Source organism: Kitasatospora sp. NPDC015121, assembly GCF_055562955.1.
In genome coordinates this window covers 242,151-257,066 of record NZ_JBVHEH010000009.1, presented here as the reverse complement: position 1 = coordinate 257,066, position 14,916 = coordinate 242,151, and the positions used below count along the sequence as shown (strand labels likewise).

The following is a 14,916-nucleotide window of genomic DNA, read 5'->3' as shown; positions in this document are numbered from 1 at the left end:
CGGGGGTCAGGCGTACACCCGGGCCTGTAGGCGGTAGAGCTCCGCGTACGTGCCGCCCGCCGCGAGCAGGTCCCGGTGGGTGCCCGCTTGAGCGACGCGGCCGTGCTCCAGGACGAGGATCAGGTCGGCCATCCGCACGGTGGAGAAGCGGTGCGAGACCAGCACGCTGACCGCGCCGGTGCGGGCGCGGGAGTCGGCGACCAGGCGGGCGAACCGTTCGAACAGGGCCTGTTCGGCGGCGGCGTCCAGGGCCGAGGCCGGCTCGTCCAGGACCAGCAGCAGCGGGTCGCGGCGCAGCAGGGCGCGGGCCAGGCCGAGCTTCTGCCACTGGCCGCCGGAGAGGTCGACGCCGTCGCCGTAGCCGCGTCCGATCAGGCCGTCCAGGCCACCGGGGACGGCGGCGGCCACCGGGGCGGCTTCGGCGGCGGTCAGGGCGGCGGTCAGGGCGGCGTCGTCGTCGAGCCGTTCGAGGTCGCCGATGCCGGTGTTGTCGCGCAGGCGCAGTTCGAGGCGGGCGAAGTCCTGGAACAGGGTGGCGACCCGGTGCTGCCAGTCCGCGGGGTCGGTGGCGGCCAGGTCGACGCCGTCGACCAGGATCCGTCCGCTGGTGGGCCGGTAGAGGCCGCAGAGCAGCTTGATCAGGGTGCTCTTGCCGGCGCCGTTCTCGCCGACCACGGCGAGCGCGGTGCCGGCCGGGATGTCGAGCGTGACCTCGTCGAGGACGCGCCGGTCGCTGCCCGGGTACTGGAAGCCGACGCCTTCGAGCCGGATCCCGCGGGCCAGCACGAGCGGAGCCGACGCGCCGTCAGACTGCTTGTTCGGTACGGGAGTCGACGGCTCCAGGGTGTTCAGCCGGTGCGCGGTGCGGCCGGCGTCCTGCAGGACGGTGAGCAGCTGGATCGCGGTGCCCACCTGGAGCGAGAGCTGCGCGGCGAGGGTGATCACCAGGATGACGTCGCCGAGCGGCGAGACGCCGTGCTGAGTCTGCCGGACCACCTGCCAGATCGCGGCCGCGTAGCCGAGCGCGAAGCAGAGCTGGCCGCCCGCGCGCAGGGCGGCGGCGCGGGCCTGCGCGCGGCCGAGCAGCCGACCGGCGGCGCGCCACTCGTGGTGGTGGCGGGCCAGCAGGAACGGCGCGGCGCCGGAGAGCCGGGCCTCCTTGGCGGTGGCGTGGCCGGTGGCGACGTCCAGCAGGTGGCGGCCGAGGCGCTGGTGCGGGGCGCCGGCCTCCTTCGCGGCGTCCAGCAGGCGCTGGGCCCGGTTGCCCGCCAGGACGGGGACGGTACCGAGCAGCGGGAGCAGCAGCAGCCACGGGTCGAGGAGGCCGAGCAGGGCTGCCGTCAGGCCCAACTGGATTGCCAGACCGCCGAGTTGAAGGGCCGCTTCGAGGGCGGCCCTGGTCCGCGGCAGGTCGTCGCGGACGAGCGCGAGGGTGTCGGCGAACCGGGGGGTGTCCAGTTCCTCCAGGCCGGGCGCGCCGTGGGCGAGCGCGACCAGCCGGTTCTGCAGCTCGACCTCGCCGAGGTCGCCGAGCTCGAAGTAGGCGAGGTGCGCGAAGTGGCCCATCAGCAGTTCGAGCACCAGCAGCACGGCGGCGGCCAGCCCGAGCAGCACCGCGTCCCCGGCGTGCCCGGCCAGGGTCTCGGTGGTCAGCCCCTTGAGGCACAGCGCGATCAGCGGCGTGGCGAGGCAGCCGGCCGCCACCATCGCGGCGGCCCGCAGCAGCCGGCGCGGGTCGCACCGCCAGGCGAGGACCAGCAGGTGGCGCAGGGCCGGGACGAGGTCGGTCACCGCAGGGCTCCCTCGGCGGACGGGACGTGGCCGGAGTCGGCTTCGGTGTCGGGTGGGACTTGGGCGTCGGCGTCGGCGTCGGCGTCGGCGGTGAAGCGTTCGGCCTGGGCGCGGAACAGGCGGGCGTACTCGCCGTCCAGGGCGAGCAGTTCACGGTGGGTGCCGGACTCGGCGACCCGGCCGTCGGCGAGGACGACGATGTGGTCGGCGCGCCGGATGCTGGAGAAGCGGTGCGCAATGATGACGCTGGTGACGCCCCGGGTGATGTCGAGGAAGCGGTCGAAGAACGCGGCCTCGGCGCGGACGTCGAGCTGCGCGGTGGGCTCGTCCAGGACGAGCAGCGAGGCGCCGTCGGCGAGCGCCAGCATGGCCCGGGCCAGGGCGACCCGCTGCCACTGGCCGCCGGACAGGTCGCTGCCGCCCCGGTAGTGCGAGCTGAGCACGGTGTCCAGGCCGTCCGGCAGCGCGTCGAGCACGTCCAGCACGCCGGCCCGGTCGGCGGCGGCCCGCAGGGCCTTGCGGTCGGCCAGCAGGGCGGGGCGGCCGAGCGCGATGTTCTCGGCGGCGCTGAGTTCGTAGCGGGCGAAGTCCTGGAAGATGACGGCGATCTCGCGGTGCCAGTCGGTCACCGGACGGTCGGCCAGGTCGGCGCCGTCGACGGTGATCCGGCCGGCGGTGGGTTCGCGCAGCCGGGCGAGCAGCCGCACCACGGTGGTCTTGCCCGCGCCGTTGAGGCCGACCACGGCGGTGGAGCGGCCGGGCGGCAGCTCCAGGTCGAGGTGGTGCAGCACGTCGGGGCCGTCGGGGCGGTAGCGGAAGGAGACGTCCTCCAACCGGATCGTCCCCGCGGTCGGCTTCCCGGCGGTCGGCTTCCCGGCGGTTGGCGTCTCGACGGACGGCGGTGCGGTGGCGGGTGCGGCGGTCGGGCGCCGTTCGAGGGTGCGCAGGGCGTCCTCGGCGGTGAGGCCGTACAGGGTCTGCATGTCGCTCTCGGGGAAGAACACGCCGAACCGCATCGGCACCAGCACGGCCTGCAGGGCGGCGGAGAGCTGGAGCAGCGTCAGGGTGTGCGCGGCACCGCCGCGGGCGAGCAGGGCGAGGGCCGCGCCGCCGCCGAGCAGGCCGACCGCGGCCAGGCCGAGGAAGGGGCGGAACAGCAGGCGCCGGCGGGTGGCCCAGAGCGGTTCGAGGTAGCGGCGGGCCTCCGTGCCGTGCCGTTCGCGCAGCCAGGGGACCAGGCCGAGCATCCGGGCCTCCTTGGCGATGCCGGTGCCGGTGGCGGCCTTGCGCAGGTACGCCAGGCGTCGGCGGCGACCGGTCATGGCGGCGCGGGCCGCGCCGAAGCGGCTCAGCGCGCCGCGCTGCCCGGCCCGGATGACCAGGGCGGCGGCGGTCACCAGCAGGGCCGGGAGCCAGCCCAGGGCGACACCCACCACGGCTGCCGCGCCCAGCAGTTGGGCGTAGCGGGCGAGCAGCGCCAGGGTGCCGGCAGCGGCCTCGCCCGGGGTGGGCGAGAGCCGGTCGAAGCCGCCCCGGGCCTCCGCGAACAGGTCGAGGACGTCCTGCTCCTCCAGCTCGGCGGCGTCCAGGCGTTGCAGCGCGCAGGCCATCAGGTCGGCGATCCGGGTGCCGTCGACCCGGCGGGCCACCGCCTCGCCGACCAGGGCCTGGAACGGGGCGAGCGCCTGCTGCAGGACGAACGCGGCGGCGGCGACCAGCAGCGCGGCGGTGGGCGCCGCACCGCCGGTGCGGGCGGCGGGCAGCGCGGCGATCAGCCGGCTGGTGGCGGCGATGAAGCCGATCGGCAGCAGGCCGACCGCCAGGTGCAGCGCGGCCGCCCCGACGAGCAGGGGCAGGGGCAGCAGGCGCAGCAGCCGGACGGCGGCCAGCCGGTGCCGGACTCGGCGCAGCAGCCTTTCCCGCCAGGGGAGTTCGGGTGGGGGAGCGGAAGAGGGCACGGGCGGGTGCCTCCGGGTTTCGGTGGGCCGCGTCGGGCGGCGCGGGCAGGCCCGGCGGGCCGCGGGACGGGCGGCACGGGGGAGCGGAAGGGTGCCGGCGGTCGGGACGTCGATGTCACCGGGAGGCACGAGCCCCAGAGTCTGCTGCAGTCCGTCAAGTCCAGTCAAGAATTCACCTGATGGACATTCAGTGTTGGTTGCGGGGAAGGTCAAGCGCGGGACAAAAGCCCGCGTCTGGTCTAGACATTTGATCGACTTCGGGGCTAGCGTCCTGTCCCGATCGAGACCGGCAGGACATTGCCCGGCCTCGTCCTCCATGCGCTCGACGGGGGTTGGCGCGTGTTCCCGGGCTGCGGCAGGCCCGCTGCCGGGAGAGACGTTCCGACGTGCCGCCGCGCCCATCAGGCCGGCCGGGCCGGAACACGTCCCCCGGTCGCACGCCCCGTTTCCGCCCGGCCGTCGCCCGCTTCCCCGCCGACGGCCCTCGTCCGCGCGCCGCCCCAACCCGGCGCGTACCGGAGAGGAACCCGCTGCTGTGGAGAACCCCGACACCCGTACGGTGACCTACCGGGCGGCCAGGACCGGCACCGCACCCATGACCTGGGGGCAGCGCGCGATCTGGAAGTCGATCCGCTGGCTGGACGACGCCGCCCACTACTTCAACATCCGCCGGACCGCCGAACTGCCCCCGGGCACCGACCTGCCGGGGGTCGACGCCGCCCTCACCGCCCTGCTGGAACGGCACGAGGCGCTGCGCACCACCTTCCACGAGGGCGCCGACGGCTGGCGCCAGCACCTCGACGCCGCCGGCACCCTGCACTACCCCGTGGTCGACGCCGCCCCCGGCACCGCCGCGGACACCGCCGACGCCCTCGCCGCCGAACTCGTCGCCCGGACGTTCCGGCACACCGAGGAGATCCCGTTCCGCTGCGCCCTGGTGCTCGACGACGGCCGCCCCGCCCGCCTGGTGCTGGTCTTCTCCCACCTCGGCGTCGACTTCTGGGCGGTACGCGAACTGGAGCGCGACCTGCGGGAGTTGCTGGCCGGAACGGCCGGACCCGCCCCCGACTGGCAGCCGTTCGACCAGGCCCGCCACGAGCAGGAGGGCGAGGGCGCCCGGCGCGGCGCCGCCGCCGTCGAACACTGGCGGCGCACCCTGGAGCGGATCCCGCCCGCCCTGTTCCCCCCGGTCGACGACCAGGGACGCCCCGAGCGCTTCGTCCGCCTCGGCATGGACTCCCCGGCCGCCGCGATCGCCGCCACCGCGATCGCCGAACGCTGCCAGGTCTCCACCGGCACCGTGCTGCTCGCCGCCACCGCCGCCGTGCTCGGCGCCTGGACCGGCCACCCCACCGTCCCGCTCCAGCTGATCGCCGTGAACCGGCACGACGACCGCGCCCGCCGACTGGTCGCCGCGATGGCCGAGAACGCCCTGTTCTCCCTCGACGTCGGCACCGGCACCTTCGACCAGGCCGTCAAGCGCGCGTTCCTGGCGGGCATGAACGCCTACCGGCACGCCCACTACGACCCGATCGCCGTCGACGAGGTACTCGACGCGGCCAGGGAACGCAACGGCGGCGTGCTGCAGCTCGGACACTTCTTCAACGACAAGCGGATGCACGACCGCTGGGAGGACCTGCCGGACGTCCCCGCCACGCCCGAGGCACTGGCGCCGCTCACCGAGAAGACCCGGACCTTCCACGTCGGCTCCTGGGACCGGCAGGACGCGCTGTTCTTCGTCCACACCACCTACGCCCCCGACACCGCCCTGCTCTACCTGATGGCCGACACCGAACTGATCCCCCGCCCGGACGTCGAACGGGTGCTGCGGGCCTTCGAGACCCTGCTGGTGGCCGGCGCCGCCGAGCCCGTCGAGCTCGCCGCCCTCACCTTCGACCGCTGAACCCGCCGAGCCCGGCCCCGCGCCGCCGAGCCCCGTACCGCCCCGCGCCGCCGAGCCCCGTACCGCCGAGCCCCGTACCGCTGAGGAGAACCACCGCCATGACCACCGCCGCCCCCGTCTGGGACGACGAAGTCGCCGCCGCCGTCACCCGGTTGACCGCCGCCGCCGAGGACGAGTACTACAACCCCTACCAGACCTTCGACTGGCCCGAGCGCATCCCCGAGGGCGCGTTGTGGCTGAGCGAGGACCTGATCAGCGTCCACGGCACCGCCGCCGCCGCCGAGTTGAGCCGCGAGCAGTACCTGGCGCTGTCCAAGTGGGAGAGCATCAACTTCTACAGCCTCAACGTGCACGGCATCCGCGAGCTGATGCAGGAGGTCGTCCGGCGGATCCACGCCCCCGGCTACGAGATCCCCACCCCGTTCTTCCACCACTTCCTCGGCGAGGAGAACGAACACATGTGGTTCTTCGCCGAGTTCTGCCTGCGCTACGGCGGACGGCTGTTCCCCGACCGGTCGATGGCCTTCCCCGCCGAGAAGCACTCCGCGCGGCTCGACAACTTCGTGGTGTTCAGCCGGATCCTGATCTTCGAGCAGATCGTCGACCACTTCAACAGCAAGATGGCCGCCGACCCCGCGCTGCCCGAGACCATCCGCGCCATCAACCGCGTCCACCACCAGGACGAGTCCCGGCACATCGCCTTCGGCGCCCAACTGGTGCGGGCCCTCTGGCAGCGCCTGGTCGAGGCCGGCGACGAGCGGGAGACCGCGCACGGCCGGCAGTACGTCGAGAAGTACGTCCAGTCCTCGATCCAGCAGCTGTACAGCGTCGACGCCTACCGCGAGGCCGGCATCCCCGACCCGCTGGCCTTCCGCGCCCGGGTCGTCGCCGACCCCGCCCGGCAGGCCGTGCACGCCGCCATCACCGCCCGCACCACCGCGTTCTACCGCCGCATCGGCGTGCTCGGCACCTCCGCCTGACCACCCGACCACGCCCCGAACCGCGCCACCACCAAGGGACCCGCATGAGCGAGCACACCGTATCCCTCCCCCCGCTGCGCGAACCCGGGCCCGGCCTGGTCGTCCTCGACCCGGCCCGCGCCGCGCTGCTGACCGAACTCGACGCCCTGTTCACCGGCCTCGCCGACCGGCTGCACGCCCCCGCCGTGATCGGGCCGCCGCTGCTGCCCGCCGAAGGGCTCGCCAAGCTCGACTACTTCCGCAACTTCCCGCACCTCGGCGTCGCCGCCGCCCGCTACCAGGGCGACAGCCTGGACGCCCTCGCCACCGGCCAGGACCCCGCCGAGCAGCCCGTCCACCCCACCGGCTACCTGCTGCCCTCCGCCACCTGCTACGGCCTGCTGCTCTCGCTGGCCGGCGCCGAGGTCGGCGACGGCCAGCGCGTCACCGCCATCGGCCGCTGCTTCCGCAACGAGGACCACTACGACGGGCTGCGCCGCCTGTGGGGCTTCCACATGCGCGAGGTCCTCTACCTGGGCACCGCCGACGGCGTGCGCGAACACCTCTCCCGCTCCAAGGAGTTCATCCTCGAACTGGCCGCCGCCCTCGGCGTCGCGCTCGACTATCAGCCGGCCAACGACCCGTTCTACGACCGCACCGGCTCGCGCGCCAAACTGATGGCCCTCGACCCGGTCAAGTACGAGTTCCTCGCCGTCGACGGCACCGCCATCGCCTCCGTCAACCGGCACCGCAACTTCTTCGGCGACCGCCTCGGCATCACCTCCGCCGGCCAGGCCGCGCACAGCGGCTGCACCGCGTTCGGCGCCGAACGCTGGGTGCACGCCGCGATCCTCACCCACGGCAGCGCCGACGCCGCGCTCGCCCGCGTCCGCGAGGTGCGCGATGCCCGCCGCTGACGCCGTGGCCGGGGGCGTGGTTGCTGACGCCGCCGCGCTCGGGGCCCGCGGGGCCGCCGCGCTCGGCGTCGAGTTCCCGCTCGTCCAGGCCGGGATGGGCGGCATCGCCGGGCCCGAACTGGCCGCCGCCGTCAGCGAGGCCGGCGCCCTGGGCACCGTCGCCCTCTACAAGAGCGACCGCGCGCTGGCCGCCGAACTGGTCGCCCGCACCGCCGCCCGCACCGGACGCACCTTCGGCGTCAACGTCATCCCCGAGGTCGCGGACCGGCTGCTCGACGAACAGCTCGCCGCCGTCCTCGACCGCGCCGACCGGCAGCTCACCGTCAACAGCTACGGCCTGCCGCCGCGCCCCTTCGCCGAACGGGTGCGCGCCGCCGGACACCGCCTGCTCGTGCAGACCGGCAGCCACCGCGACGCCCGCACCGCCGCCGACCTCGGCGCCCACGCCGTCGCCCTCCAGGGCACCGAGGCCGGCGGCCACCACCTCGGCGACCGGGAACTCGCCGACCTGCTCACCGGCCACGGCCTCGACCTGCCGGTGTTCGCCGCCGGCGCCGTCGGCACCGGCGCCGACCTGCTGCGCGTGCTGACCGCCGGGGCGCACGGGGCGATGTGCGGCACGCTGTTCGTCGCCACCGCCGAGTCCGCCGCGCACCCCGACTACCGGCGCGACCTGGTCGCCGCCGGGCCCGGGGACACCGTCGTCACCGACCGGTTCGCGATCGGCTGGCCCGGCCGCCCCCACCGGGTGCTGCGCGGCCCCGTCACCGACGCGCCCGCGCCGCCGCCCTCCGCCCTGATCGCCTGGACCACCGTGATGGGCACCCGGCGCCCCGTCCCGCGCGGCTCCGCCGCCGCCCCCACCGTCGAGGCCGAGGGCCGGGTCGGCGAGATGGCCCGCTACGCCGGACTCGGCTGCGGCGCGGTCACCGCCGTCGAACCCGCGGCCACCGTGGTCGGCCGACTGCGCGAGCAGTACGCGCGGGCGCTCGCCGCGGTCCGGTGAGCGGCGTTCCGACGGTGGAGACTGCGGGAGCGGGAGCGGGGGCGGAGGAGGGCGTGCTGCGGGCGGCCCTGCGGCGGATGCTCGGCGACACCCCCGCCGGGGCCGACCCCGGGCTGCGGATCGGCGTCGACCTGGTGCACGTCCCGCGCGCCGCCGCGCTCGCCCGCCGGCACGGCGAACGCTGGCTCGCCGACCAGTTCACCCCGCGCGAGCGCGACCAGCTCGCCGCCGCCACCGGCACCCCCGACGCCACCCTCGCCGGACGGCTCGCCGCCAAGGAGGCCTTCCTCAAACTGCTCGCTCCCGCCGGAGAGTTGATCAGCTGGCGGGACATCGAAGTGCTCCGCGGCCCCGGCGGTGCGCCCGCCGTCCACCCGCACGGCACCGCCCTGCGCCGCCTGCACGCCGAACGGCTCGACCGGTGGACGCTCAGCATCACCCACGAGGGCGACTGGGCGATCGCCGTCGCCGCCGCCCTCACCCGCCCCTGAACACCCCGTCCCGTCCCGTCCTCCCGAACACCCCGTCCTCCCCGCCACCACGCCACCACGCAAGGAGTCACCCGTGCAGCAGATCGCCGACTGGATCCAGGGCAAGAACCCGACGCTCGGCCGGGAGGTCGAACCCGCCGAGGACCTCATCGAGGGGCGGCTGATCGACTCGCTCGACTTCCTGGAGTTCATCTACCTGCTGGAGAGCGTCTCCGGCCGCCCGATCGACCTCGCCGAGGTCACCGTCGACGACTTCCGGACGCTGGAGCGCATCGAGGAGCGCTTCCTCGCCCCCGCCCAGGGCGCCGCGTGACCGCGACCGGCGAACCCGGCACCGTCACCGGTGGAACGGCCGCCGCCACCGTCCGGTTCGGCAGCTGCGACGCCGAGGCGCACTGGCGCCCCGCCGAGCTGGCCACCCTCCCCGCGCTGCGCGACCCGCGCGGCGAGCGCCTCGTCCGGGAGATGGACCAGCTCCAGGCGGTGCTCTGCGGGCCCGGCGACGTCCTGCTGACCCACAGCGCGCCGCCGGCCGCCTTCACCGAGTCGATGCGCGCCGCCGGCTTCGGCGGCCGCCACCTCGCCGTCCCCGGCGACCCGGAACGGAGCGTCGAGCAGCGGCTCGCCGAGCACCCCGTCCCCGGCCTGGCCGGGGCGGTCGCCGCCCCGTACGCGGTGCTGCCCGACACCGCCCGGGTGCTGGAACGGCAGGGGCTGCGCGGGGAGTTGCCCGAGGCGGAGGCCGTCCGGCTGGTCAACTCCAAGAGCTGGACGACCGGGCTGGGCCACCCCGGCTCGGGCACCGTGGTCACCGGCCTCGCCGAGCTGCGCGCCGCCGTGGCCGCCACCGGGCCGTGCGTGGTCAAGGACCCGTACGGCGTCTCCGGGCAGGGCAACCTGGTGGTCGAGACGCCCGACCGACTCGCCCTGCTGGAACGGCACCTGGCGCGCGAGATCGACCGGCGGGCGGCCCGGATCGAGCTGATCGTCCAGCCGCTGCACCGGCGGGCCGCGGACTTCTCCGCGCACTTCACCGTCGACGAGGCCGGGCGGCCGCACTGGCACGGCATCCGCCAGGTCCTCAACGACGGCCACGCGTACCGGGGTTCGGACCGGCCGGACCCCGAGCTGCTGGCCCGGCTGGACCGGGCGGGCTACCGGGAGACCGCCGAATCGATCGCCGAGGCCGCCGCCGAGGCCGGCCACCGGGGCCCGCTGTCGGTCGACTCGATGACCACGGCGGACGGCGGCCTCGTCCCGCTGCTGGAGGTCAACGCCCGGCTCTCGCCCGGCATGATCGCCCAACGGCTGGACGCCCGGCTGGAGTTGCGCATCGTCCCGGTCGACGGCCCGGGCTGGTACGAACGCCTGGTCAACGCCCTCGACCAGGACCGCCTGCTGGCCACCGCCGACCGCCCCGGCATCCTCCCGCTGGCCGCCGGCCCGCTCGCCGCCCCGCGCGGCCTGCTGTTCCTGGCCTTCCTCGGCGACGCCGACCCCGCCCCGCTCGACCCGCTGCTCGCCCGGCTCGCCTGAGCCGCCCCCGCCCCGCTCCGCCCCGCCCGATCCCGTTCCACCCCACCCGAGGAGACCGCCGGCCGTGGCCGACACCGTGTACGACGCCAGCACCGCCGCCGACTACCGTGCGGCCCGGGAGATCCCCCGCGAGGGCCTGACCGCCTGGCGGGAGGCGATCGCCGAGCACGCCGGGCTGCGTCCCGGCGCGACCGTCCTGGACGTCGGCGCGGGGACCGGCGCCTTCGCCACCGCGTTCCGCGACTGGTACGGCGTGCAGGTGGTCGCCGTCGAACCCGCGCCCGCCATGCGGGAGTTGATCCCGGCGGGCGAGGGCGTCACGGTGCTCGACGGGCGCGCCGAACAGCTGCCCGTCGCGGACGCGAGCGCGGACGCCGCCTGGCTCGGCTCGGTGGTCCACCACATCGGTGATCTCGCCGCCGCCGCAAGGGAGTTGCACCGCGCGCTGCGCCCGGGCGCGCCGGTGCTGATCCGCAACGCCTTCCCCGGCCGGTGCGAACGCGACCTGCGGGTGCGGTACTTCCCGGAGACCGCCGCCGGGATCGACGACTACCCGACGGTGGAGGCGGTCACGGCGGCGTTCGCCGGGGCCGGGTTCGGACCGGTCGCCCTGCGGTCGCTGCCGCAGCGCTCCGCGCCGACGCTGGCCGCGTTCGCCGCCGGGCTGCGCCGCGACGCCGACAGCAAGCTGCGCGCGCTGCCGGACGCCGCCTGGCAGGCCGGGCTGGAGCGGCTGCGCCGGGCGGCCGCCGAGCAGCCGGCCGAGCCGGCCGTCAGCTGGATGGACCTGCTGGTGTTCCGCCGGGAGTGAACCCGCGCCCCGACGGGGGGAGTTGGAGGCCGCCGCGGCGCGGGTGGACTATCCCGTGCCGCGGCGGCAGGCCACACCCTACGATTGATGTGTGACATTGCACAAGGGTGGTCCGGCCGGACGACTGCGCGTCGCGGCGGTCCCGGTCCCGCGCGGCGGCTCCGACCTCCGTGTCCCGCCCGCGGCCGGTGCGGGGCGTGTTCCGGCCGTGGGCGGGTCTCCGTCACGAGGCGCCGGGGCTGCCGGGCGCGCCGTCAGCCGTTGGCGAGCGCCTGGACGCGGTCGAGCGCGCCGTTGAAGTAGTCCTGGTCGCCGGGCAGCGTGCCGGAGTCGGCGTACTGCCAGATGGTCTGGTACGACCAGCCGGCCGGCAGGGTGCCGACCGAGGTGGAGTAGCGGGCTATCCAGAGCGGGTTGGTGCTGCCGAAGGAGCTGTTGTTGCCGGTGCAGGTGCTCCACCAGTTGGTGGTGGTGTAGATGGTCGGGTAGCGGCCGGTCTTGGTGTGCACGGTGTTGGAGAAGTCGCGGATCCAGCTGACCATCCCGGCCTGGCTCAGGCCGTAGCAGGTCGCGCCGTACGGGTTGTACTCGATGTCCAGGGCGGGCGGCAGGGTCTTGCCGTCTTTGGACCAGCCGCCGCCGTGCGAGACGAAGTACGCGGCCTGGGTGGCGCCGCTGGAGACGTTCGGCAGCGCGAAGTGGTAGGCGCCGCGGATCATGCCGACGCTGTAGGAGCCGTTGTACTGCTGGGCGAAGTACGGGTTGGTGTAGCTGGTGCCCTCGGTCGCCTTGACGTAGGCGAACCGGCCGCCGTTGGCGTAGGCGGTGCTCCAGGCGACGTTGCCCTGGTAGCCGGACACGTCCATGCCCTTGGTCTGGGTGGCGGCCAGTGCGGCGAAGGTGCTCGCGGTGTCGGCTGTCGGCGCCTGGCCGCGGCCCTCGTGGGCGGGGACGGTGGAGCCGGCGAAGTCCAGTTCGGGGTGGAACCCGGCGGGGGCGCCGGGCTTGGCGGCCTGTGCGGGGACGGCGGCGACGACGCCGACCAGCAGGGTGGCGCAGGCGGCCGCGGTGGCGGCGCGGCGCAGCGCGCGGGTGGTGCCGGAAGCGGGCATGACGACTCCTCAATCCGGTTGCGGCGGCCGGGGTCGGCCGCATGCGGAGAAGATATAGTCATGGCCCCGTCAGTCAACAGAGTGTTGAAACCACACATCGAATGACCGTATGTAGAGTGAACAGCCATAGATGTGACAATCGAACACCCGTGGTTCCGCCGGAGGTTGGCGCCACGACGGGAAAACCGGTTTCCTGGCGCGCCGCCCGCCCCCGGAGGTAGCGTGTCAACGCGCGTCCCGCTGCCGGGACGAACGGGCCCGAGCGACGTCAGGATGGGGGAGCGGTGCCGGACGGACGCCTGCTCGCGGTGAGCGACCTGCACCTCGGCATCGCCGAGAACCACACCTTCCTCGAACAGCTCCGCCCCACCGGGCCGGACGACTGGCTGATCGTCGCCGGCGACGTCGCCGAGCGCGTCGAGACGGTCGAGCGGACCCTCGCCTTCCTCGCCGGACGCTTCGCCAAGGTCTTCTGGACCCCCGGCAACCACGAACTGTGGACCACCGACGACGAGCACGCCGCCCTCACCGCCCCCGAGCGCTACCGGCTGCTGGTCGACCGCTGCCGCGCCCACGGCGTCCTCACCCCCGAGGACCCGTACGCCGTCCGCACCGACGGCCCCGCCGGACCGTACGCCGTCGCCCCGGTCTTCACCCTCTACGACTACACCTGGCGGGTCCCCGGCGTCACCGACAAGCGGCAGTCGCTCGCCCGCGCCCACGAGAACGGCGTCGTCTGCACCGACGAGTACCGGATCGACCACGCGCCCTACCCCGGCCTGGAGGACTGGTGCCGGGAGCGCGTCGAGGCCACCGAGAAGACGCTCGCCGCGCACGACCCCGAGGTGCCGCTCGTCCTGGCCAGCCACTGGCCGCTCGACCGCCGGCCCACCGACATCCTGCACTACCCCGACTTCGCCCAGTGGTGCGGCACCGACCTCACCGCCGACTGGCACCGCCGCTTCAACGTCACCGCCGCCGTCTACGGCCACCTGCACATCCCCCGCACCACCTGGTACGAGGGCGTCCGCTTCGAGGAGGTCTCGCTCGGCTACCCCCGCGAGTGGCGCCGCCGAGGCCACCCGCGCGGCCTGCTCCGCCAGATCCTCCCGCTCCCGGCCCCGCCCGAACAGCCCGTCCCCGCCCCGACGGAGGGCACCTGACCGGCCCGGCCCGACGGACCCCGCCCGGTCGGAGGCCGCCTGACGGACCCGGCCGCTAGGGTCGGAACCTCCGGGACGGACACGGGAGGGGACCACGATGGGCGGCATCGAACTGACGGCCGGCCAGGTGCGCGGCTGGCGGCTGCGCCGGCAGTACCTGGACGGCGGGCGGCGCGCGGACGGGCCGGTCGCCGCCGTCCGGCGGCTGGCCGGCGTGCAGGCGCAGGTCCCGGCCGCCGCCGAACTCGCCGTCGCCCTGCGCACCGCCCCCGGCGGCGAACCGGTCCCGGCCGCGCTCGCCGACGGCCGCCTGCTGCGCACCTGGGCCCAGCGCGGCACCCTGCACCTGCTCGACCCGCGCACCGCCGCCGACGCGCTCGCCCTGATCGGCTCCGCCCGGACGTGGGAACGCCCGGCCTGGACCAGGGAGTTCGGCGCCACGCCCGCCCAGGTCGCCCAGCTGGTCGAAGCCGTCGCCGAACTGCTCGACGGCACGGTGCTGACCAGGGAGGAGCTGACCGCCGCGCTGGCCGCCGACACCCGCTTCGCCCCGCTCGCCGAGCAGCTCGCCTCCGGCTGGGGAACGCTGTTGAAACCGCTGGCCTGGCAGGGCGTGCTCTGCCACGCGCCCGCCCCCGGCGGCCGGGCCGCCTTCACCCACCCGGCGAGCCACTGCCCCGACTGGCCCGGCCTGCCACCCGTCGAGGAGGCCGGCCCGCGCCTGTTCGCCGCCTACCTCGGCGCCTACGGACCGGCCGACCTGGCCCGGTTCGACGCCTGGCTGTCCCGCAACAGCCTGCGCAAGACCGTCCTGAAGGGCTTCGCCGCCGCGCTCGGCGACCAGCTGACCGAGGTCACCGTCGACGGCGCGCCCGGCTACGCGCTCACCGCGCTGCTCGACGAACTGACCGCCGCCCCGCCCGCCGACTCGGTGCACCTGCTCGGCGCGTTCGACCAGTACGTGCTCGGGCCCGGCACCAAGGCCGCCGAGGTGCTGCCCGCCGCCCACCGCGCCAGGGTCAGCCGGGCCGCCGGGTGGATCGCCCCGCTGCTGGTGGTGGACGGCGAGATCACCGGCACCTGGGAGCGGGACGGCGACCTGCTCACCGTCACCCCCTTCGGTCCGGCCCCCGCCCCCGCCGCGGACCGGCTGGCCGCCGCGGCCGAACGGCTGGCGGGGCCCGGGGAGGCCGCGCCGACCGTCCGGATCGCGGGCTGACGGCGCCGGGGGAGGGGAGGGGCTGGCGCGGCCGGCCCCCGGCCCGGGGC

General features: G+C 75.4%; 13 protein-coding genes. 10 read left to right on the top strand and 3 right to left on the bottom strand.

Features of this window, described 5'->3' with window-relative positions; all coding sequences use genetic code 11:
- Positions 1 to 6 precede the first annotated feature (6 nt).
- Together ACZ3J7_RS15845 and ACZ3J7_RS15840 are read right to left on the bottom strand one after the other, a co-directional pair.
- The gene (locus tag ACZ3J7_RS15845) at positions 7 to 1,791 is read right to left on the bottom strand and encodes an ATP-binding cassette domain-containing protein (RefSeq protein ID WP_465620986.1); all 1,785 of its coding nucleotides are present in this window, start codon (positions 1,789 to 1,791) and stop codon (positions 7 to 9) included.
- Positions 1,788 to 3,749, bottom strand: a complete 1,962-nt coding sequence (locus ACZ3J7_RS15840; protein WP_465620984.1) for an ATP-binding cassette domain-containing protein — start codon at positions 3,747 to 3,749, stop codon at positions 1,788 to 1,790. Before ACZ3J7_RS15840 ends, ACZ3J7_RS15845 begins: the two co-directional genes overlap by 4 nt.
- Before the next feature lie 535 nt (positions 3,750 to 4,284).
- On the opposite strand from ACZ3J7_RS15840, the gene ACZ3J7_RS15835 reads away from it, so the two are divergent.
- The 8 genes from ACZ3J7_RS15835 (at position 4,285) to ACZ3J7_RS15800 (ending at position 11,372) form a co-directional block, all read left to right on the top strand.
- Positions 4,285 to 5,652 carry a condensation domain-containing protein gene (locus ACZ3J7_RS15835; RefSeq protein WP_465620981.1) on the top strand — a complete coding sequence of 456 codons (1,368 nt, stop codon included), beginning with the start codon at positions 4,285 to 4,287 and terminating at the stop codon, positions 5,650 to 5,652.
- Between the two features lie 98 nt (positions 5,653 to 5,750).
- Entirely contained in the window at positions 5,751 to 6,632 is an 882-nt protein-coding gene (locus ACZ3J7_RS15830) for a diiron oxygenase (protein WP_465620979.1), read from the top strand.
- Between the two features lie 44 nt (positions 6,633 to 6,676).
- Positions 6,677 to 7,528 (top strand): class-II aminoacyl-tRNA synthetase family protein, encoded by an 852-nt coding sequence (locus ACZ3J7_RS15825; RefSeq protein ID WP_465620976.1) that lies wholly within the window; start codon positions 6,677 to 6,679, stop codon positions 7,526 to 7,528.
- Complete coding sequence (locus tag ACZ3J7_RS15820) at positions 7,515 to 8,534, top strand: NAD(P)H-dependent flavin oxidoreductase (RefSeq protein WP_465620974.1); 1,020 nt, start codon at positions 7,515 to 7,517, stop codon at positions 8,532 to 8,534. Before ACZ3J7_RS15825 ends, ACZ3J7_RS15820 begins: the two co-directional genes overlap by 14 nt.
- Positions 8,535 to 8,548: 14 nt before the next feature.
- Positions 8,549 to 9,025 (top strand): holo-ACP synthase, encoded by a 477-nt coding sequence (locus tag ACZ3J7_RS15815; RefSeq protein WP_465620972.1) that lies wholly within the window; start codon positions 8,549 to 8,551, stop codon positions 9,023 to 9,025.
- A gap of 73 nt (positions 9,026 to 9,098) precedes the next feature.
- The gene (locus ACZ3J7_RS15810; protein ID WP_465620971.1) at positions 9,099 to 9,338 is read left to right on the top strand and encodes an acyl carrier protein; all 240 of its coding nucleotides are present in this window, start codon (positions 9,099 to 9,101) and stop codon (positions 9,336 to 9,338) included.
- Positions 9,335 to 10,561 (top strand): ATP-grasp domain-containing protein, encoded by a 1,227-nt coding sequence (locus ACZ3J7_RS15805; protein ID WP_465620969.1) that lies wholly within the window; start codon positions 9,335 to 9,337, stop codon positions 10,559 to 10,561. Before ACZ3J7_RS15810 ends, ACZ3J7_RS15805 begins: the two co-directional genes overlap by 4 nt.
- A gap of 64 nt (positions 10,562 to 10,625) precedes the next feature.
- Complete coding sequence (locus ACZ3J7_RS15800; protein ID WP_465620967.1) at positions 10,626 to 11,372, top strand: class I SAM-dependent methyltransferase; 747 nt, start codon at positions 10,626 to 10,628, stop codon at positions 11,370 to 11,372.
- Between the two features lie 254 nt (positions 11,373 to 11,626).
- Here ACZ3J7_RS15800 and ACZ3J7_RS15795 read toward each other — a convergent pair whose 3' ends face one another.
- Positions 11,627 to 12,484 (bottom strand): lysozyme, encoded by an 858-nt coding sequence (locus ACZ3J7_RS15795; protein ID WP_465620965.1) that lies wholly within the window; start codon positions 12,482 to 12,484, stop codon positions 11,627 to 11,629.
- 284 nt (positions 12,485 to 12,768) lie between these two features.
- Between ACZ3J7_RS15795 and ACZ3J7_RS15790 the strand changes: the two genes are divergently transcribed.
- Both ACZ3J7_RS15790 and ACZ3J7_RS15785 read left to right on the top strand, forming a co-directional pair.
- Positions 12,769 to 13,647: a metallophosphoesterase family protein gene (locus tag ACZ3J7_RS15790; RefSeq protein WP_465620963.1), complete on the top strand. Its 879-nt coding sequence runs from the start codon at positions 12,769 to 12,771 to the stop codon at positions 13,645 to 13,647.
- 97 nt (positions 13,648 to 13,744) lie between these two features.
- Positions 13,745 to 14,866, top strand: coding sequence for a DNA glycosylase AlkZ-like family protein (locus ACZ3J7_RS15785; RefSeq protein WP_465620961.1), 1,122 nt, complete (start codon positions 13,745 to 13,747; stop codon positions 14,864 to 14,866).
- The last annotated feature ends 50 nt before the right edge of the window (positions 14,867 to 14,916 follow it).

Bases quoted from the DNA above. Each gene is read 5' to 3' on its own strand.
- ACZ3J7_RS15830 (WP_465620979.1), top strand. From the start codon at position 5,751: ATGACCACCGCCGCCCCCGTCTGGGACGACGAAGTCGCCGCCGCCGTC.
- ACZ3J7_RS15825 (WP_465620976.1), top strand. From the start codon at position 6,677: ATGAGCGAGCACACCGTATCCCTCCCCCCGCTGCGCGAACCCGGGCCC.
- ACZ3J7_RS15820 (WP_465620974.1), top strand. From the start codon at position 7,515: ATGCCCGCCGCTGACGCCGTGGCCGGGGGCGTGGTTGCTGACGCCGCC.
- ACZ3J7_RS15795 (WP_465620965.1), bottom strand. From the start codon at position 12,484: ATGCCCGCTTCCGGCACCACCCGCGCGCTGCGCCGCGCCGCCACCGCG.
- ACZ3J7_RS15785 (WP_465620961.1), top strand. From the start codon at position 13,745: ATGGGCGGCATCGAACTGACGGCCGGCCAGGTGCGCGGCTGGCGGCTG.